The organism is Dyadobacter sp. BE31 (assembly GCF_031457695.1).
Lineage (GTDB): Bacteria > Bacteroidota > Bacteroidia > Cytophagales > Spirosomataceae > Dyadobacter.
In genome coordinates this window covers 1127078-1147866 of the sequence record NZ_JAVDXA010000003.1, presented here as the reverse complement: position 1 = coordinate 1147866, position 20789 = coordinate 1127078, and the positions used below count along the sequence as shown (strand labels likewise).

Here is a 20789-nt window from a genome sequence, read left to right as displayed (position 1 = left end):
GTTTTGAAGGGATCCACAAGACGCTTAGCAACTAAGTCATAGGTGGATACAACTACATGTACGGTTTCACATTACAATCAGGCCTCCGACCAGTCCAATTTTTTAGAAATAAATTCCAAAATAATTTCAACAAGGCGTACCGAAGTACATCCACACGAAAAAGTCACCCTCTGAAAGGAGCGGTTTTAAAAAATAATTGGATGAAAAGACTACCCATTGTGACATTTTCAAGTACTCTTTACATCGCAGATTCATCTTAACCCTTAACAACCAATGAAAACCGAGCATAAAGTGAGTAGAAGGGATTTCCTGGAAAAATTGGCACCGGCAACGTTAGGAATCGTGGCTGGCAGCGGCATGATGCATTCCGCATGGGCATATGACCAGGCTACGGGGGCAATGTCGCCCAAGGTTTCCGCGACGGACGAGAAGAAATTCGTCCCGGTGATGATCACCCCGTTCGGTACCGATCTAAAAATCGATTATGACAATGTTTCCAGGGTCGTCGACTTTTACCTCGCCGCAGGTGCAAAAGGTTTCTTCGCCAATTGCCTGAGCAGCGAAATGTATTTTCTGAACGACCAGGAACGCATCGACCTCACCAGGCATGTGGTGATGCGTGTAAAAGGCAAAGTGCCGGTCGTATCAACCGGCTCTTTTGGCGATTCCCTTGCGGATAAAGCCTTGTTTGCTAAAAAGATTGAAGATACCGGCGCAGACGGCGTCATCCTGATATCCAGCCACTTTGCCCGGCAAAACGATAGTGATGCGGTGCTGATGGAGAATTTCGAGCAGTTTTTCGCGCTTACCGGAAATATGAAGTTAGGCACATACGAATGCCCGTCGCCCTATAAACGGATCCTTTCGCCCGAGGTATTCAGGTTCCTGGTTTCTAACAGGAACCTGATTTACCACAAGGATACGACCGAAGATATCGGGAAAATCGAAGAAAAACTGGCTGTGGCGAAAGGCACCCAAATGGAGCTCTACAACGCCCATTCCGCTACTGCCCTGCGATCGCTGCAAAAGGGAGCGAAAGGTATGTCGCCCATTTCCGGGAATTTCTATCCCGAAATACATACATGGCTTTGCCAGAATGCCGATAACCCTGCCAAATCGGAAGATGCAAACTGGATACAGGCGGAGATTACCCGAATGGAGCCGCTGATCTCAAAATCCTATCCGCTAAGTTCAAAGTACTTCCTGAAAAAACGGGGCCTGCCCATTGAGCTTACATGCAGGGCCAAGAGCAAAGTAATAACGCCTGAGCAACAACAGGTTCTGGACACAGCGTACAAGACATTTATCGGCTGGTGCGATCGACTGGGGATAGAGCCGGCAAAAACCTAGGCTGGCAGGCTGGCGGCGGAAAACTCCCGTGCAAACTCATCCAGTGTAATCCCGCCGACGGGCCGCTGTTTTTGGTAATCCTCCGCAAAGCTTCCATCGCGAATGGCCATCCCGATTTCGATGATGTAAACCTGCGCCATGGCCCGGGAAAATCCGTCGCGCATGAGGGCCTGCAAAAGCTGCTCATCGGAAAACTCCACCCAATGCGCATCCGCTTTCCCGACCGCGGCGCCAAGCGTCCTGGCCACCTGGTCGCCGTTCTTTACGTCACTGACCACGTATTGAACCTGTTTTCCAGAAACCGAAAAGTCATCGATCGCCCTGAATGCAGCTTCGGCAATATCCCTCGGATGCGTGAGCGGGAGATCTGCTGCTCCGTTAAAATTGTTACCGACAATGCCCTGGTATTGGATCATGGGCATAGCTCCGTAAAAATTGGTCATAAACATGCCCGGGCGCAGGTGCAGGACATGCACTTGTTCCAACCCGTTGAGCCGCTGTTCAACATAAAAATTCGCGCCGGTCGGCCCAAGGCCGTCTTCCAGGTGCGCGCCGACACTGCTCAGATTAACCGCGAGCTTTGCACCCGTTTCCCTGAGCGCATTGGCGTATTGCCGGCCGATGGTCATTATGTATTGCTTGATATCCGGTGCATTATAATCCGGAGGTATCATCAGATACACGGCATCGCTGCCTTCAAAGGATTGCTTTACAAATTCGTAGTCGTGTACCGATCCTACCAACGGTACCGCACCCAAGGCGCGAATTTCTTCCGACCGCCCCGGATTGGATGTAACAACCTTTACGGTGTGTCCTTTTGCTATCAATTTCTCGGTCAGGGTACGTCCTACGTTTCCCAGGGAGCCTGTTACTGTTACGATCATTTTTTGTCTGTTTTAAAGTTTGCCAAAACTAGATTTGAACTTACTTTTGTACAAGTACTTACCCAATGGTATGTTCAACTATGGCAAACATCAAAGAGACCTCGGTGATCCAGGAAAACAAAAGCAATGCCTTTGCAGCGTGCCCCGTGACGTTCGTTGTGGAACGGATCGGCGGGTATTGGAAACCCATTATCCTATTCAACCTCCTGACCGGAACGAAGCGTTATCACGAGCTGCGAAAGTCGGTACCAGGTATTACAGAAAAAGTACTGATTCAGCAGTTGAAGCAACTGGAAGCCGACCACCTTGTTACCAGGATATCCAAACCGGTCGTTCCGCCATATGTTACCTATGAGCTTTCTTCTCAGGGCAAAGCACTACGCCCGGTACTACTGGCCATGGCTGAATGGGCCGTCGGTCACGGGGGCGAACAATCCGCCCAATTCGAAAAGCAACTCGCCGATTTCCCGGGAGAGGAATAGCTTCAAACATTAATTTTTAACAACCTTCATCGAAGTTCCGTCGTTGAACCGGACAAAGTAAACGCCGGCTGGGAGAGAACTGATGTCGACGTACTCCTCGTCCGACCTGAATTTCCATGTTTTCAAATGTACTCCCACCATGTTAACCAGGCTCGCCGTGGTCCCCACGACTCCCTGCCTTCTGATCCGGAAACCCTCGCCGGCCGGGTTGGGATAGGCGTACGCAGGTTTCAAGCCCTGAATTTTCAAACTGACAATTTTGCTAAAACTCTGACTGCCATCCCCTTCCGAAATCAGCAAACGGTAGAAAAGCGATGCACCGCTTAATGGCGGGCGATGACTGAATGTGTAGCTGGTTTCGGGCTCCTGGTTAGCTGACACCGTTCCGGCGTGCTGAAAGTCCCGTCCGTTCATGCTGTATTGAACGTCATAGGCCATAATATTCTCCTGCTCTGTAACCCGCCAGTCCAGCGTGACGATATTTTCTGAATCTATCGCCCCGGCAAATGACACCAGCTTCACAGGCAGTGGGCTGGCTACCGACCCGATGAAGAAACCGCTGAAACCGTTCACCGTGAAAGTGACCTCCCACCGCTGCGTCGCTTCATGCCAGCGGATATTGGCGTCGTCCGGGTCGATTACGGATGGAGCGCCCTGAAAATCGCCTGGCTTGCTCCCTGCCGTGCCCTCATATTGGAACACGCGCAAATTACTTTTGTTGGCTTCGTCCGTCGCATGACCGGGAAGCGGGCCGGAAGGTAGCTCCATATTGAACCGGTCGAACTCTGCTTGTGTAAAATAGAGCGTCATTCTGGCTGATCCACCGGCTGGCCCATTGAAGAGATAATGTCGCTGGACGTAGGGTGAACCTTTGTGAAATGCGAGCTGGGCGTCGATCTCTACCCGGGCCGTTACGTTGCCTGACAACGGGGTGTTGCCAAACGGTTCCAAGCGGGCAACCAACCGGCAGGCTTCGTCGTTAGCCCAGAAGTCAGTGACCGTGGTAACTGTCCGGGCGCTCTGATCGCCATTTTTCGCCAATGCGTCGGCTGCCGTCGGAAGCGTGCCCTGGTATTCGAATGCCCCCAGGTCGACCAGTTGATGCGCTGTCCGTATGTCGCCGTTCGCGTCATGCGCCGCAATGGCAGGGAATAGGGAATTGTTGCCCTTGTTCAATGCCGGGCTGCATGCTTGTAAACGATAGTCGCCTTGGCTGGTGGGCGCAAGATCGAATCCTGCCGGGGCCATAAAACCGGGATTAAGCGTCCCTGCCAGGTTGCCCGATCCCACCGGCTGGCCTTGAACCAGGCTGTAAGTGAGCGTCGGACTGCTACCTGCATAGCTGCTGATGCCCGAGCGGTTGCCATAAACAATAGTATTATGAATACCTGGTGAAGCATTGGTATTGTTAAATATCCCAGCTCCGTCATCGGCCTCATTTCCCGCGATGGTACAGTTGATGATTTGAGGCGAAGATCCGTTTCTGTTGAGCATGCCGCCGCCATTGTAAGCTGCCGCATTGCCGGTTATCTGGCAGTTGACTACCAGCGGCGACGACTGGTCATCATTGAATATCCCGGCGGCGTAGTTTGCGTAGTTATTCCGAATGATCAGATTGGCAAACCGGAGTTTCAATCCTAAACCATTTTGTTTACTATAAATACCGCCACCGTAGTTCTGCGCCACGTTTACCCCATTGTAACTGGTGCCGCCGCCACCGTCGGTATAGCTATCCGAGACCACAAAACCATCGACCTCGATACTATCCGCATCAGCCGGAATTCCCGCGATCACCAGTATATGGTAGCTATTGTCGTTCGGCGTACCGGCGTCGCCTATTGCCCCGCTCAATACCGTGCGATTGGCCGCCAGGTTTCGCTGACCGGTAGCGGCATCGTATCCGCCAAAGATTTTGATGCCGCCCCGCGCGATATGAAACGCCTCTGTCCGGCTGGTACCCGAAGCAGTTCCGGTGGGATAATACATGCCTTTTGCCACCAGAATGGTGTCCACGGCGGTATCCGCATTGGCGACTGATAATGCTTGGGACAAGGTTTTGAATGCCGTCGGCCACGAAATACCCTCAGCACTGTCGTCTCCCGCTGCTGCATCGACATACAAAACCCGCATAACGGCTTGCGCGTGCTGATTTTCATAAGCACCCATATCGATGGAGGGGCCAAAGGATCGCGGATTGCCAGACAGGTCTTTGTCGTTCGCTAAATTCCCTCCGGCTGTGATATAGGCCGCATTGCTCCCGGCGTCGCGGGCCGGGCTTGAATCGGTCAGATCCAGAAAGTTCGCGTCTGTGGGGGTAACTGATGTAAACGCGGGATCGATGTCAATGTTGCCACCGCCATCTACCCCCCGGAGGTCGTCCCAGTTGTCGCTTCCACCCCAGTTGGCCACCAGACTGTTCGTAACGACCGGCAATTGATCCCCAGAGCTCAAAATGGACGCTTCGGGACTGTTGCTGATGCCGATTGCCTCATTGCCCCAGATAACCGTGTTAGCCAGGGTCAGCGGCGCTTGAAAATTCAACAATGCTCCGCCTCCGAACTGTTCAGAGGCGTTCCCCCAGAATGTGCAGTTGGCTACAACAACGGATTCGCCCACCCCGCTCATCATGCCTCCCGCCATTTGTGCCGTGTTTTCCGACACGATGCTGTTGACCAATAAAATAGAAGGGCACCCTTCATTGATGATTCCACCGCCCTGGGGGGAATTGTTAGCGATGATCCGGCTGTTCCTTATCGCCACCGTAGCCCGGTCGTTTCGCATGGCCCCTCCCCGCTGGTCGGCGCTGTTCCCCTCGAAAATGCATTTTGAGAAAAACACCTGGGTTTGCCCATTGATTAGCCCGCCGCCGTCTGCCTCGGCCGAATTTCGTAAAAACCCGCATCCGTTCACCGTGATTAACCCTCCGCCATTGAACATGCCCCCGCCATTTCGGGCCTTGTTTTCGATGAAGTTGGTGTTGGTGATGGTCGGATTACTTCCCTGGTTTGCCATTCCTCCTCCTGCATCAGAGATATTACCGGTGAACCCGCAGTCCACGAAGGAGGAATTGGACTGAACGTTGCCCATTCCTCCGCCGAAAGAGGACGAGGTATTTTCCGAAAACACACAGTCATTGAACTTGGGACCCGCCGTATAACTGCCCGCACCGCCACCGGTTTCGGCCGTATTGGAATGGAATGTGCAATGGGTGAACACCGGCTCCGAAGCTGAGCCAAAAACCAGCGTTCCCCCACCCAAAACTCCCGTGTTCCGGTAAAATAAGCTGTTTTTCACCGACAGTGACGAGTTAGCCAAGTACATTCCGCCTCCTGCCGACGACATGACGAACTGCCCGTTTACACCAAATGGGTCCGCCATACTTTCATCGGCATTGCCGCCGGAAATCGTAAAACCATCAATGCTTCCCATCCCGACTATCCCACCCGCCAGTACCACATGATGGACATTTTCTGCATGATTTTCGAAATTGTCGGGACTATCATTTCCGGACAGATCGCCACTCAGCAGGGTGCCCTGGCCCGGCGTCGCTATGTTGGGAAGTATGCGCTCATCGTCGAGATCTTCAATTCCGGCAGCCGGGTCAAACCCGCCATAAAGCTGCACGTCGCGTACCATAACGAACCCGTTATTTCGGCCGCCATCGGCGGTGTAATACCGGTCGTCTATATGATATGCCGGCAGATATCTCCCTTTGGCAACGAAAATACGAAGGGGGTTTGCGCTGCTCCAACCGTGGTCGCCGGCAGCATATTCTTCCCGGGCCCATTTGAGCACATCTGCCAGTTCCGGAACTGCATTGGCCCAGGAATCCCCTGCGCCGGTGTAGCCTCCCGCCCCGGTGTTCACGTTGATATCGACATACAGAATGTTGTTGCCGTCGGGCGAGATCCCCTGCGCCGCCGCAGTTGTAAGAAGAAAAGTTATTCCCTGCAAACTCAGAAGAATAGCCCATAAGGCCCGGCGACCGTTTGACGAACGATCACAGCCTATCGATATAATTTGTAGAAGTTTTTCCATAGCACCGCAAAGTGAATCAATTCGCGGTTACCAGGGTATCCCTCTTTTGGGGGGGTGGGTTATCTGTATTTCCTGCTAATAAGTGCGTGTCGGCTGCTTACCTGAAGTTTTTCATAAATATTCTTAATGTGGTACTTAACCGTTTCCAGGGAAATGTCCATCCGAATGGCTACTTCCTTGTTGGTAAGGCCTTCTTCAATCGCCAGGACGATCTGTGATTCGCGGGGCGTCAGATTGTCCGACAGCTGACTTGCATTTTTGGGATTGAAATATTCGACCACCTTCCGCGCTATGCCGGGCGACATTGGTGCGCCTCCCTCATAAAGAGATGTTACCGCCTCCTTAATCTGTGGTAGCGGAGTTTGTTTCAGTAAATAACCTGTTGCTCCATTACACAATGCCTGGAAAATCCGGCTGGCATCGTCATACACGGTGAGCATCATAACAGCGCATTTCGGCGCCCGCCGTTTGATCCGCGGAATACCCTTAATGCCCGACTCGCCCGGCAAGCCGATATCGGACAAAACGATGTCGAGGAACACCGCCTCGCCCCAATGTTCAAAAAATGACTCTATCGACGGTTCCGATAACAAAACGGAAATACCCGGCTGGTTTCCCAAATATCGGTCCAGCATGCACCTGATCTCATCGTCGTCTTCAATAATGCCCAGTCGTATCATTACACAAATTTAGGCCGTGCCCTTTTCAGTTTACATCCCCCTTTTGGGTGGTATCTCGAAAACAATGCAGAAAATGCCTTCCGTATCACCCACCGAAAGCTTTCCCCCGATTTTCCCTGCACGCAATTCCATATTTTCCAGCCCTCTCCCTCCTTGTCGGTCACCCGGAGTGGCCGGCTTCCGGACATATCCATTGGAGACAACCAGCCTGATAAATGGCTCAGTATGCAATAAAATCAGGATTTCGGTTCCGTCGCTATATTTGATAGCATTGATCAGGGCTTCCTTAAAAATCAGGAAAAGGTTCTGCCTGACAGCCTGGGAAACTTTGCCTGACGCGACCTCCGCGCCTTCTTCGAAACGGTAGGTAAAATCCAGTTCTTCCCTGAGCCGGTACAGGTAATCTTTCATCCGGATCACCAGATCTTTCATGGTATCAAATCGCGAATCGATAGACCATACCATATCGCTCATCGTCAAAAGGGCCTGCTTGCTCGTATTGGCGATCAGCTCCAATTGCCTGCCCTGCCGCTCTCCTCCTTCCGGACTACCGGCCACCGGACTGCCGGTCACCGGACTGCCGGCCAACGAGCTTGCCTGAAAAAATATCCTCGTCAGCGAGCTACCCACCTCATCGTGCAGGTCGGCCGCAATGCGGTTACGAATATCCTGCTCGCGGCGAATCTTGGCGATACGGCTGCGGTACCATAGCACTACGATTGCAACGGCGCACAAGCCAAGCAGCCCCCGGAACCACCATGTCTGCGAAAAATGCGGTTTTTTGATAACTGTCACTATATTCTGCTTGCTCTCCAAGCCGAAGCTCCGGGTCCGCAAATTAAGTTTGTACTCCCCCGGCGACGGCTCAATGAGTGAAATAAACTGCCCGCGGATAAGCGGTTCCCAATCGCCTTCATTCAGGGAGTATGTCACCCGACTATTGGCGCGGTAGTTGCCGGGCGTACCTACATACAAGGCGGTCAGGCTTTGGTTGTGATCGAGCGACAGCTGCTTTTGCCCGCAATAGGGCCAGGTATAGTCCCTGGCCCTCTGCCCCGCTTTACCCGTAGAAGTATGGATTTCGGTCACATAGCTTTCCAGGTGATCATTCTTATTGAACCAATCCTGGTTCATGTCCAAAACGGTATACCCCGTTAACCCTCCCACATATACGCGCTTACGCGCCTTGTCCACAAAGGACGCGCCCGAATTGAATTCCGACTGGCTCAGCCCCTCTTCCATACCAATGCGTCGGACGCGTTGCTGCGCATCCACGAGGTTCAGTCCGTCGGCGGTGCCGAGAATCATCACGCCACCTACCCGTTCAAGGCTGTAAATCAGATTGTTACTGAGACCATTTTCGGTGGTCAGATGCTGTATCTCGCGGCCATTTCTATCCATCCTCACCAACCCTGCCCCCTGCGTAGCGACCCACAGCTTATCGCCATCGACAATGACTTTGTAAACACCCGTATTGCCAGTCTTCGGGTACTTTTTCGATAGTTCTCCATGGTTTAATTCAAAAAGCCCCAGATTGGTACTCAGCAGCAAGCGTTCTTCCGACAGCACCTGTATATGCCTGATCTGCAAGTCGAGTGCGTGTGGGGAACCGCTGGCCAGCTCGTAGCGGTCGAGTTCACGGCTCTTTTTATTCAGCAGCCAGAGCCCGTTCATTCCGCCGATGAGGAAATTGCTTGCGGTCTCGGCCAGGCACATGACGTAAATCGGGAGGTGTGCCATATACTTGGCCTTTGCATTGGAGGAAAGGCTGTATTTCAATGGTTCAATCCTTCTCTCCCGCCTGTTGAACACTTTTAAAAAACCTCCTTCCGTCCCCACCAGCAGTTCGTTAGCATTCATGGGTAACATTGTGTACGCATGTTTCAACTCGGGAAAGACAAAGGCCTTTCCGCCAGTCTCCACATACCCGGCCCCGCTGTACGTGCCATAGAAGAGCGAGCCGTCCGGGTAAGCGTAAATGCCCCGCACGCTTGTATTAGGTCCGGCATTAACCATATTCAGCTCGGAGAGCCCTTTTGTTTTGCGATAAGCGACAAATATCCCTTCTTCCGTTCCGAGCAAAATTTCAGTTTTTGTGATCTGCACAGCTACGGTCCTGAACTTGCGTTGCGTCGGGATTTTCAACCTCTGTCGCAAGCGTAACGCAGTATCCATTACACACAAAGCATCGTCCTCCGCGTAAACGTGCATATCTCTGCCTTCTTTCAGAACAAAATATTTGTCGGCCGACAGTTCAAAGCCCCGGGGCCGCATCTGACGCCCGATGCCTTCATCCAACCGGATATTCACAGTGCGGGGAACATCCACAAACAACGTATCCGCGTAGCCAACCAGCGTTCTTACGTAGCTATCCTCGCCCGGCAGTTTCCTGATTTGCGTGCTGTAACCCCGGGCAGGGTCGATAGACAGCAGGCTACCGCCGGTGGTGCCAATCCATATTTTATTTTTCCAGACAGTGATACCCCGCGGTGACAATTTGTTGCTGGACTTTTTGCCCAGCTCAAACAGATCATTCACCCGAAAAAACTGATTCTCTCTCACCAGTAGCAAATGGCCGTTTTCGTACGCTATCACAATGGTCGAATCTGCCAGTTCCGTAATCGAATACACCGCGCGATCCTGAACTGGCGGAAGCTGGGCCGAAGCGACGGAATGCACCTTCCAGGTCCTCAGATCGAGATAGCTAAGGTTGGCATTGCCGGTCATCCACAGCCTGTCGTGGCGGTCGATAAGGATGTGTTGAGGCATATCATTCGTATGCACCTGGTCTGCAATGGTTTTCAGGACATCGAGCGACCGATAGCCATCGTACCGGTATATCTCACCATTGGTCAGAAACCACACGAACCCTTTGCTATCCGTCGTTACATCTTTGATCAGCACTTCGTCCCGGTCTGGAAAAAGTTTAAGTTTGGTAATCACGTAGTCCTGCGCGATGGCCGGTTTAGACAAACTTTCCAGCGACAATCCGAGAAAAAATACAGCCAAACGTAGCCACTTTACGCAGAAAGTATTCATAACAAGATTAAGCGTGTAATTGTAACCCACGGTTAATCTATAAAATTCCGGCAACTTTCAAGTATTGGTAAGGATATTCAGTGACGATTGATCCAGCTTTTCGCGAGATCCACGGCATCTTTTCGGCCACATAACACTCACCAATTGATCGCAACAGGACATTGAAATTCTCAAAAGGAAATTCCTAATTTCAACAAGAAGACCGTGTTTCGAGTAAAGTAGATTGTATGCGAGCCATTATTACCCTTCTGATTATGACCGGCTTGGCGCCATCCGTATTGGGACAGGACGGATTTGTGGCCGGAAATCCCAAATTGGCCTACTGGAAGCTTGGCGGTCATTTGGAAACCGTAATCGTATTGCACGGCGGCCCGGCGGTACAGCATGAATACCTCCGCCCGGAGTTCGACTTGCTCAACAAATTTTGTTCGGTAATTTACTATGACCAACGCGGCTGCGGGCGCAGTCAACAAGCGGCATCCTATGAATGGCAAGAACATGTCCGTGACTTGCAGCGCGTCAAACGGGCACTTTCTCCAAAGAAAAAGGTCTTTCTGGCAGGATCTTCCTGGGGAAGTACGCTTGCGATAATCTACGCCTACATGCATCCGGAAGACGTGAAGGGGATCATACTCACCGGAACGTACAAGTGGGAAGGGAAAAATACAAAATATACCAGAATTGCTTTTCCACCTACCGTTCGCTCCCACAAACAGTCCCTTAGGGAAACAGGTATTCTGCAAAGAACCAATGTAGATGGGTCTGTTTCAGAAGTCCCCATCACGATCTGGAAAGAAATCGAAATGTTTACAGAAGCGCCTGCTTTCGAAACCAGGGCCAGTGTTATCTCCGCACCAACAATAGATAGCCTGCGTAATATGCATGTCCCTATCCTGCTTTTCGGCGGCGGTGCGCATTGCCGGATCGACTATTCAGAAGAACTCATGGCTATCTTCCCCCACGCCGAATTATGCACGATCGAAGAGGCATGCCATGATCCCTGGATGAGTGCTCCTGAGCGCTTCGCTACGACTTGTGAAAAGTTTGTAGCTAAGAACAAGCATTAATGCAAACGAGGCTGCCTCAATGAGACAGCCTCGCTTACACTAATCTTATATCGGGATTGTGGCTCTTTACTTTCTGACCGCCACTTTATGTGACAACTCGGAACCGTCGGCATGCTTTGTCACGAGCACGTACATGCCCGGAGCTATGTTTCTCAGATCGATTTCTGTTTGCGCCTTGCCTGAACTGTAAATGGCCGTTCCGCTGGCGGTTACCAATCTGATGCCGGTGATCGCGTTTTGCGAGTTGGAGCGGATGAACAGTCGCTCGCTCGCAGGATTCGGATAGATAGAAACACTCTCTCCGACATTTTCAGTCATTTCAGCAGCCATACGCAGGCTGGATGCCATTTCCTGTGGTGCCGGAGAGACGCTTTTTCCGGATACCAATGTGGAAGGGTAACGCCACGGGCCATACATCTGGCCGGTGATTGCTAGCACCGGATCGAATTTCACCCGCGCCCTTACTTTGGTCCCTGCCGAAAGTTTGGTTACCGACACGATAAATTTCTTTTCTGACATACCCGCGGGCCCGAAATCTTCATAGGCCGGCATTGATCCGGTGTACTGCACGCTGTTCGCGATGGATGTGTTCCCAACCTTCGAAAAAGGCTGTGCAGGCATTTTGGTTTCCCAAACGACCTTGCCCTTGTTCCTTCCCAGAAAAGAGTGAAAGATAAGATTCAAATCGAAAGTCGTTTCCGCATCCTGACCAGGGTTTGCTGGTGCGTAGGGTGTGAGTGTGCCGGCATTGTAAAGGGTAAGGTTAGCCCGTCTCGCCAACAACGATTCATTCTGCGCAGTGAATTCTCCACCACCGAAATAGGTGCGAATGCGTCCGGCTTCCTGGGCAGTCGGCGTATCGTATCCGGGTATGCCGACAATAATATCCGAAAATCCGTCGCCGTTCACATCACCCGCGCCCGATACCGAAGTGCCCATTTGGTCCATTGTGGCGGCGCCGGCTGCTACCCAGCCGGTAACGGTGCCGGGGCCGTTCGCTCCGGGATAGTTGCCGGGGATGACAGTAAAACGGCCAATCTTTAACTGCATGGAAGAGTAGTCTGGCGAACCTACGATCAGGTCACTGTAACCATCGCCGTTGAGATCCCCTGCGCCGGATACCGATGTTCCAAAACCCGTATCACTTGGTGAGCCGTAGTGGAATTGCTTTAATGACTCTTGTAACCCGGCCGCTTGACCGTAGTACACCGCGATAGCACCCGATTTTGAAATTTCCCAACCCGGGATACCCACCACGGCATCTAAAAAACCATCTCCGTTAACATCACCTGCAGCTGCCACAGAAGTGCCGAAACGAGTGTTGCTATACTCAGATTTAAGGAAGGTAGTAGAATTGTCGACGCCGCTGGCAGATCCGTAATAGACCCAGGCAGCACCCGCTTCCACCGCCGGAGTATTCGTTGTGGGTGCCCCTACGATCAGGTCGTCGAATCCGTCGCCGTTGGTATCACCCAAGCCCGCTACTGCGGCGCCCATGCTGGCATTATTGCTCTTACCCGGCAGGATTTTGGGGGTAGTAATCACACCTGTCGGAGCACCGTAATACACGAATGCGGCCCCTCGTACTTCATTGTCGACCTTGTATTTTGGTGCGCCGATCACAATATCTGCATAATGGTCGCCATTCAGATCGGTGGCGCTGGAAACCGCGGCGCCAAATAATGAACCATTGGACGGTTCTGTCAGCGTCACGTAATTGATGGTGTTGAGGCCTGTGGGACTGCCGTAATAAATCCTCGCTTCACCTCCGTTTCCAGTGTTGGTATAGTTGGGATTACCAATGATGATATCCGCGTAGCCGTCTCCATTGATATCGCCGGCGCCTGCAACGGTGCGGCCAAACGCGATGATCGTTTTTTCTGAAAACCATGCCTCATGAATTCCGTATATTGAACCGTAAACAATCCAGGTTCTGCCCGGTGCAGCTGGATCGGTCCCCGGTGCGCTGATAAGTACATCGTCGAATCCGTCGCCATTGATATCACCGGCGTCCGCCACTACCGACCCGAATCGCCTCGAAGCCGCCGAATCTGCCAGCCAGTTTCCGGCAGTCTCAATGCCAGGCAAACCACCTCCATGGTAAATCAGAGCGACACCTTCGTCGGTTTGTCCGTTGTCGTACGTATACGAGCCTATGATCAAATCGCTATAACCGTCACCGTTCACGTCACCTGCCGGAGCAAGCGCTGAGCCCAGCCAGGCATCTTGCTGCTGGCCTGTAATCATTACATCGGACCAGTTGAAGTTCTCGGATATACCACCATAATAGATAAATGCTCCACCTTCGTTGGCTTTCTCGTTGTCGTAATATCGCGCGCCGACCATAAAATCGGAGAATCCGTCGCCGTTCACGTCGCCAGCTCCTGCCACAGCCCATCCAAACTGAGCTTCCCGCTGTGGCAGCGTGATCATCATTCTACCTGATACAGGCATTTGCGAAGACGCTGTCCCGAAATACAGAAACGCTGCACCCTGGTTCACTTGCGTGCTATCATATAAGTATGCACCTACGATGATATCGGCGACCTGATCGCCGTTGACGTCCCCTGCCGCAGCAAGCGAGTGCCCGAAGCGTGCGTCGACCTGGTTGGATTCCAGCCGCAGGGGATTGTCTTTAATCAACCCCGAAGCGCTTCCTTTATAAATAAAAACGGCACCTTCATATGCCTGCCCGTTCGAGTACAACCGAGCGCCGACCATCACATCCGAATAACCGTCGCCGGTTACATCACCGGCCGACGCCACCGAGTAGCCCATCATGGCACCCGCCTGATTGGCTTCCAGCGTCACCGCACCTGCGCCCACACTGGCTGCATTGCCGTAATAAAGGAAAGCCGCCCCCTCGTTCAACTGGCCATTGTCGTACCGGTGCGCCCCAACGAGGATATCGCTACGCCCGTCACCATTGACATCCCCGGCCATCGCCACGGAAATACCGAAATTGGCCTCGATTTGGTTAATTTCGAGAATTTTGGCAGGATTGGTATTCAAGCCCGCAGCACTGCCCAGGTACAGGAATACGGCGCCTTCGTCGGTTTGTCCGCCATCATAATAAGGGGCGCCCACGAGCACGTCGCTGTAACCATCGCCGTTTACATCCCCTGCGCTCGACACCGACGTACCCGCTTGTGCATTCACCTGGTTGCTTTGCAGCACCTTTGCCGCAAGGCTGATCCCCGCTGCCGTTCCCGGAAACACAAATGCAGCACCTTCGTCGGTCTGACCATTGTCATACATCGGTGCGCCCACGATCACGTCGCTATATCCGTCTCCGTTCACATCGCCGGCAGTAGAAACGGAATAGCCCATCCACGCGTAAAACTGGTGTATTTCAAGCATCTTGTTCGCGCCAACGGGCCCACTATTGGTCAATGGGTCGATCGTTACGGGGAAGTTCGCGTTTGCTACCCCGACTTTAATTTCAATCTGATTGTTGGCGTAAGCGAGTGTTGCGTCGAGTATTTTACCATCGGCATCCCAGCACTTTAGTCCGTTGTACACAAGCTCACCTTCCTGGCCGGCTGCCCCGGTACCAGTTACAAAATGAAGCTCATTATGCCCCAAATCACGCACAGTTGCGCCTGCAACCGCCAGTTTTACTTCCAGCGACTTTACGCCCTTGGGTGCCTGGTCAACAATGAAGTTTTGGCGAATGCCCTCTTCGTTATTGATAAATTCTTCCGTGAAATGCCCGTGATCGATCACAACCTTATTTTCCGAATGCGTGATGTCACTTTCAGGCGCCACCGCATAGAGTAGTTTGTCGTCCGCAAATACCCCTTTATTCAGGAGCTTTACCGTAAATCCTGAATGCGTCGAATCGACGCGCTTCCGGATCGTCAGAGCACCGGGCTCATAGGTAGCGCGCAGGTTTTGTCTGCGGTTGGGACTTTGGAAACTACGCGTCTGATCGTCGTAAGTAATGTGGTATTCCCTGCTGGCAATTACATTTTTGATGTTCCGAATGGCAGCACTATCAGGGACGAGGACATTCTTTTTTGCAGTTGTTGTCTGAAACGAAAGTTTGTTTGATGTTTTCCCGGGAGTAACAAAAATGTCATTTTTTTGAACTGCCCAAATGCAAAATGCGAAAAGAGGGAGAAAGAGATACTTGTAGATTTTTTTCATTGGCAATTTTTAATGTACAATAAAGAAATGGCAATCATTAATGGGTAGTAAGTCATTGATGCGACGAATATAATTATTGTAACTAGTTATTGACCTATTGTATAACTAATAAGAATATAAAAATAAATGCATCAGTAACATTGTGCCCCGGCCTCGCAATCCAATTGGGGCTTAAACCTGATCTTTGCCTCGTGTATATCCCTTAATCTGTGGTAATTGTATGGAGCGCCGAGTAAAGTCAGGGCCGTGGTGTTATTGGTAACGCCAATGAGGTGGTCGCCAAAATACTGACCGCCCTGAGATTCGGTATCGAACATCAATTCCAGCGTCACCACATAGCTGCGCGTTTCACCAATGGGCATACTCATATCGAGCGGATGGGCTGCCGTGGCGGAAGGTGGGTTTAAACCATAAGGTCCTCCTATGTAATCGTCCCAGAGCGGCGGAAAAGGAAATCCCGGAGGGACATCCGGCGATAACCGGTAAGGTATAAGTTCATATCCGCCCTGGGGTTGAATAGAGGCCGCGGCGATCCGCTTTACATGCACGCGCACTCGGTAAATCATTTGAATATATGCGTGCATCGAACCCCACACGTAGCGTTCCGAAGCATTAATGGGCAAAGCAACTGTGCTATCGCCCGGCATAAACGTCCTGACGACCTTGTCGGTCTTGTTTCTCAGGAATTCGAGTTTGGTAATCTGAAATTCACACGGAAAAGCACGGGAACTTCCATCAACCAGCTCGCAATTAGCAACAGGATCCGGATCAGGAATGTGGTGGTCCTGACATGAAAATGCCATTGCCGTCAAAACCACGGAAGACAATGACATTATTTTAAGTAAAGTTCTCATAATCTTGGCGATATACCTTGTTCGTTAAATACAAAAAAGTATATGTACCCGGAAAGATACCTGCCATTTAGCTCTATTTTATAAAAAATGGTTACAAAGCCCATTTAACGACAAAATCGCTATTTTACGACGACATTCGGCGAGGAGAATTATCACAACCGGAAAAAAAACCGAACATGATCTCAAACAGTAACAAGGAAACCGATATTATTCGCAAGGTGGCGGGAAATTTTGCCAGGCACCCGTCCCAGGTGAATCAATTGATGGAAGCCGACGCGGAAATTATTTGGCGCAATGGCGAATACCTTGTACTTAAAACCGATGGAATTCATGAAGAAATAAAAACCAAGCTTTATGAAGATCCCTACCTCATCGGCTGGATGGCGGTAACAGCGCCGATCAGTGATATTGCCGCAGTCGGAGCGGTTCCAGAGGGCATTTTACTTTCGCTTCAAATGTCCCTGCATGAGAATGAGGATTGGTTGAAGCAAATTCAGGCAGGCATCAACGACGCCTGTCTCCATTACCATAGTTATGTGCTCGGTGGTGACACCAATTTCTCCGATTCAGTTTCCATCAGCACAACGGCAGTTGCGCACATCAAAGCCGGCAGGCCGCTCCTACGCACAGGCATGAAGCCGGGGGAACGCTTATATGCTACATCGTTATTGGGCACCGGCAATGCATTTGCCTATTCCCGGTTTTTCAATCAGGCACTTGATGTCCAATTTCGCCCGGTGGCCCGATTAGTTGAAAGCAGGGTCTTACGCACGTACGCAACCTCGTGCATAGACACGAGCGATGGCCTGTTTCCCGCACTCGCTGTCTTGTCGGAGCTGAATAACGTGGGTTTCCATCTCGAAACACCACTACTGAAATTATTGTCGGAAGATGCCGGATCTGTGCATCGTCAGGAAGGCCTCCCCGACTGGATGCTGCTCGCCGGCCCGCATGGTGAATACGAATTACTCTTTACGGTTGCCGGTGAAAAGCAAAATGAATTCGAAAAGGAATGTGAATCCGAAGGCTGGAACCCGGTTTATCTGGGCAAGGTTATCGCCCTCCCCAAGCTCGATTTCATTACTGGCTCATTGAAAATACAGTGCCATCGGCATACGATTGCCAATTTGTTTTATGAATCAAACGGAGATATTTTAGCTTACTTGCAGTTGCTGAAACAACAACACGAAAAGTGGGTTGCAAACAATTAACGCATGTAACCATGAACCCCGGACCGGGCAATCTGCGCACAATACACCTGCCAATAAGCAGGAAGAAACGATCAGAGCGAACATCCTGACATGCTGTACTATTCTCACATCAATGAAGACAGTCGGGTGGAAAGAAACCTGCTGCGGGCAACGGATTACAACACCGTTGTCGTCGTCGCCGGCAGTGGAGAGCGGGTACTTGCATTGTTGGACGATGAAGGCGTCAGGCAGGTGCACGTGGTAGATGTAAATGAAGAAGCCCTGTTTCTCTTGCAGTTGAAATTGAGCGCATTGAAGGTGCTGAGTACTGAAAACTACCTCAGCTTTTGCGGGCACCGTCCGGCAAAAGCCGGCCAGCGAAAGACCTGGTTTGATCAATGCAAAAGTGAGCTTACGCCTGCCGCCAAAAACTACTGTCAAAACAACCTGACATCCGTTGAAAAAGGGATTGTCAACACAGGGCATTTCGAAAAGTTTCTCAGCCGGGTAAGACCTTCCATAAACCTCTTTCTTGGCAAAAACTTCAAAAATAGCTTCCGCGGCGGCGGCACATGGACAGCTTTTTCGAGCAAAAGATGGAATTTCCTGCTTCGCATTTTCTCATTCCGCTTTATATACCAATTGTGGGGAAACAAGGACATCGCCTTTGTAAGTCCCGACGCCATAGTGAAACAAATCCCCCTGGCGCTGAATCAGTTGGTCGGGGACGGGACTTTACAGTCCTGCTTTATGGCCCATTTGATTTTCAAGGGCCATATGCGCGAAATGGCCCAGTCGGACATTCCACCATCACTCCAGAAAGAGGTCCTGGAAAAAATAAAATCGCGGATAGCGTCCTCTTCCCTGACCATTCACTACCACCATGCTGATGTGCTGAGTTTCATCCAGGCCAATAAAGGCACATTGCAAGAACCTGTATTCTATTCCCTGTCGGATATATTGAGCTTTGAAAACGCCGGTTATTTGAAACAGGTATCCGAGCAAATTAATACGCAGGGACACACGCTGGTATGGCGTACCTTCCTGCGCAACAGGATTGAGAAAGATCGCATTCACAATTTCCTGGATCACAACGACATCGACGATCATTCCGTGGACGAATGCACGGGAATGTACCAGGTATTTTCTTCAAGAAATAAGGTATGAACGATCCCGTATGCGAGATAATATCCTATTCGGAAGCGCAAAACCGTTCTCTTTTACAATTCGAGAAAGGCATTGTACAGGGTGGGCAAATACAGTTGGAAATCGTAAAAGAACATTTTTTAAGTCGCGCTGCGGTTTTTAGGAATTACCGGGTACTCATCGCCATTAATGCGCAAAACGATATCGTGGGCACCGCTATTGGCGCACAAACGACGATCGAAATCAACGGGGAAAAGATACAGGCGGGCTTTGGTTTTGATGCCAAAGTATCTCCGCATCAGAGGCGCAAAGGCTTGGGCAGAAAGCTTGCCAAAGAAATGTACAGGCAATTCTTCAAGCCCCATGGCCTGTCGGGAAACTACATGACAGCCAAGCTAAATAATGCGGCCGTGTTAAAAATGATTTCAGGCATGCTTTCCAATGTGTGGGTTTATAACTTCACTTATCTCACCATTCCGACCTCCGCGAGAATGAAACCCTCAGACATTTCCGAACCAACACCGGATAATTTCGGCGTACGGTTGTTTGATCCGCAAAGCGTGGACAACAACTACTATACATGTTTCGAAAATGGCCTTGGGTGCTTTCATTCCCACAAAATGTATCTGCTGAAAATTAAAAAAGTAAAATTCATTTATCGAACTGCGCTTGGTCTTTTGAGAAAATACTACCCATCCAAATACCAAAATATTCCGAAAGAAGGAGAAACAATGTCGTTCTCGGTACTTTACAACCATCGCATCGATAACCTGGCGGGCATTAATGTGGTATTGGAAGACCTGCAAAGGAAAGGGATCGGCTATTTGCTGGTTTGCTGTAAAAAGCGGGGAGCAATTTATCGATCTTTGAAAAGCATTTCCATCAATAGTTATGACTACAATATTGTTACGGATTTTCATTTGAACGAAAACGACGCTGTAAATTTAGATGTACGGTGTTTGTAAATCTCCAATCCATGAAAGCACCGGTATTCATTATCATCAATCCATACTGCCATCAGGGAGAAGGATGGAAACGATGGAAACACATCCGCAGCCATGTGTTGGAGCGGCTGCCTTCCGCAAAGGAAGTTGTTACCGAAAGCACGACAGACCTTAGCCTGCAACTGGCCGGTATTTTTGACCAAAATGAAGCCGCCTCCATTGTATCTGCGGGCGGCGATGGCAGCGTTCATCTGATCGCCAATGCAATTTTACAGCTCGAACACCCCTCGAAACATGCGCTCGGGGCTATCGGGCTCGGATCCAGCAACGATTTTTTGAAGCCGTTCCAGTCCTTTATCCAAAAGGTGCCGGTGCGGATCAATACAAATTCTCACATCCTTCATGACGTCGGAGAAGTGAGCTACATTGATAAAAATGATGCGAGGCAACATAAATACTTCATCATCAACGCGAGCATTGGCGTAACCGCCGAGGGCAACTGGAATTTCAACAACCCGGGAAGAATATTGAAATGGCTAAAAAAAATGAACACTAGTGCTGCCATTACCTATACTGCGCTTTCAACTATATTCACCTATCGGAACAAGCCGGTTACACTTCGATTTAACAACGAGGAAACTACAATGGACATCTCCAATATGAATATTTTGAAAATCCCATTTGTTTCCGGCAGTCTGCATTACCGGCAAAATATCCTGCCCGGCGATGGGCAGTTCGGCCTCAACATTTGCAGGGATATGAAACGAATGGAGCTCATCCAGACATTAATGCAGCTGGAAAAGGGAGAATTTGTAATGGGTGAAAAAAGGATCGCCGCATTCACTCAAAACATCCGGATAACTTCTCCTGTCCCGATTGTTTTCGAATGCGATGGAGAGACAACCGAATCAACTCATATAGAAGTCAGTATCAGGCAACAGGCCATCAATGTGCTCAATGCTTAAA

Annotated in this window: 13 protein-coding genes; 7 read left to right on the top strand and 6 right to left on the bottom strand. The window is 50.7% G+C overall.

Annotation, left to right across the window (positions count from 1 at the left end):
* Positions 1-273: 273 nt before the first annotated feature.
* Complete coding sequence (locus J2Y43_RS20365) at positions 274-1350, top strand: dihydrodipicolinate synthase family protein (protein WP_309986454.1); 1077 nt, start codon at positions 274-276, stop codon at positions 1348-1350.
* Here J2Y43_RS20365 and J2Y43_RS20360 read toward each other — a convergent pair.
* On the bottom strand, positions 1347-2234 hold the full coding sequence (locus J2Y43_RS20360) for an NAD(P)H-binding protein (RefSeq protein ID WP_309986451.1): 888 nt from the start codon (positions 2232-2234) through the stop codon (positions 1347-1349). The genes J2Y43_RS20365 and J2Y43_RS20360 overlap by 4 nt on opposite strands.
* Before the next feature lie 80 nt (positions 2235-2314).
* On the opposite strand from J2Y43_RS20360, the gene J2Y43_RS20355 reads away from it, so the two are divergent.
* The gene (locus J2Y43_RS20355) at positions 2315-2716 is read left to right on the top strand and encodes a helix-turn-helix domain-containing protein (protein ID WP_309986448.1); all 402 of its coding nucleotides are present in this window, start codon (positions 2315-2317) and stop codon (positions 2714-2716) included.
* 9 nt (positions 2717-2725) lie between these two features.
* Here J2Y43_RS20355 and J2Y43_RS20350 read toward each other — a convergent pair whose 3' ends face one another.
* The 3 genes from J2Y43_RS20350 to J2Y43_RS20340 are packed head-to-tail and all read right to left on the bottom strand — an operon-like array spanning position 2726 to position 10473.
* On the bottom strand, positions 2726-6754 hold the full coding sequence (locus J2Y43_RS20350) for a choice-of-anchor Q domain-containing protein (RefSeq protein WP_309986447.1): 4029 nt from the start codon (positions 6752-6754) through the stop codon (positions 2726-2728).
* Positions 6755-6813: 59 nt separating this feature from the next.
* On the bottom strand, positions 6814-7434 hold the full coding sequence (locus J2Y43_RS20345; protein WP_309986443.1) for a response regulator transcription factor: 621 nt from the start codon (positions 7432-7434) through the stop codon (positions 6814-6816).
* 30 nt (positions 7435-7464) lie between these two features.
* Entirely contained in the window at positions 7465-10473 is a 3009-nt protein-coding gene (locus J2Y43_RS20340) for a hypothetical protein (protein WP_310226592.1), read from the bottom strand.
* Between the two features lie 227 nt (positions 10474-10700).
* Between J2Y43_RS20340 and J2Y43_RS20335 the strand changes: the two genes are divergently transcribed.
* Positions 10701-11540, top strand: coding sequence for an alpha/beta hydrolase (locus tag J2Y43_RS20335; RefSeq protein ID WP_309986437.1), 840 nt, complete (start codon positions 10701-10703; stop codon positions 11538-11540).
* A 66-nt stretch (positions 11541-11606) separates the two neighbouring features.
* Here the strand turns inward: J2Y43_RS20335 and J2Y43_RS20330 are convergent, their stop codons facing one another.
* Both J2Y43_RS20330 and J2Y43_RS20325 read right to left on the bottom strand, forming a co-directional pair.
* Positions 11607-15689, bottom strand: coding sequence for an FG-GAP-like repeat-containing protein (locus J2Y43_RS20330; protein ID WP_309986432.1), 4083 nt, complete (start codon positions 15687-15689; stop codon positions 11607-11609).
* Between the two features lie 131 nt (positions 15690-15820).
* Positions 15821-16543 carry a hypothetical protein gene (locus J2Y43_RS20325; RefSeq protein ID WP_310226590.1) on the bottom strand — a complete coding sequence of 241 codons (723 nt, stop codon included), beginning with the start codon at positions 16541-16543 and terminating at the stop codon, positions 15821-15823.
* A 176-nt stretch (positions 16544-16719) separates the two neighbouring features.
* Between J2Y43_RS20325 and J2Y43_RS20320 the strand changes: the two genes are divergently transcribed.
* From J2Y43_RS20320 to J2Y43_RS20305, 4 genes are all read left to right on the top strand, one after another.
* Positions 16720-17754 (top strand): thiamine-phosphate kinase, encoded by a 1035-nt coding sequence (locus tag J2Y43_RS20320; RefSeq protein WP_309986429.1) that lies wholly within the window; start codon positions 16720-16722, stop codon positions 17752-17754.
* Between the two features lie 90 nt (positions 17755-17844).
* Positions 17845-18900 carry a DUF3419 family protein gene (locus J2Y43_RS20315; protein ID WP_309986427.1) on the top strand — a complete coding sequence of 352 codons (1056 nt, stop codon included), beginning with the start codon at positions 17845-17847 and terminating at the stop codon, positions 18898-18900.
* Positions 18897-19844: a hypothetical protein gene (locus J2Y43_RS20310; protein ID WP_309986423.1), complete on the top strand. Its 948-nt coding sequence runs from the start codon at positions 18897-18899 to the stop codon at positions 19842-19844. Before J2Y43_RS20315 ends, J2Y43_RS20310 begins: the two co-directional genes overlap by 4 nt.
* Positions 19845-19855: 11 nt before the next feature.
* A complete protein-coding gene (locus J2Y43_RS20305) occupies positions 19856-20788 on the top strand; it encodes a diacylglycerol kinase family protein (protein WP_309986420.1) in 933 nt (310 codons plus the stop codon).
* Position 20789 lies beyond the last annotated feature (1 nt).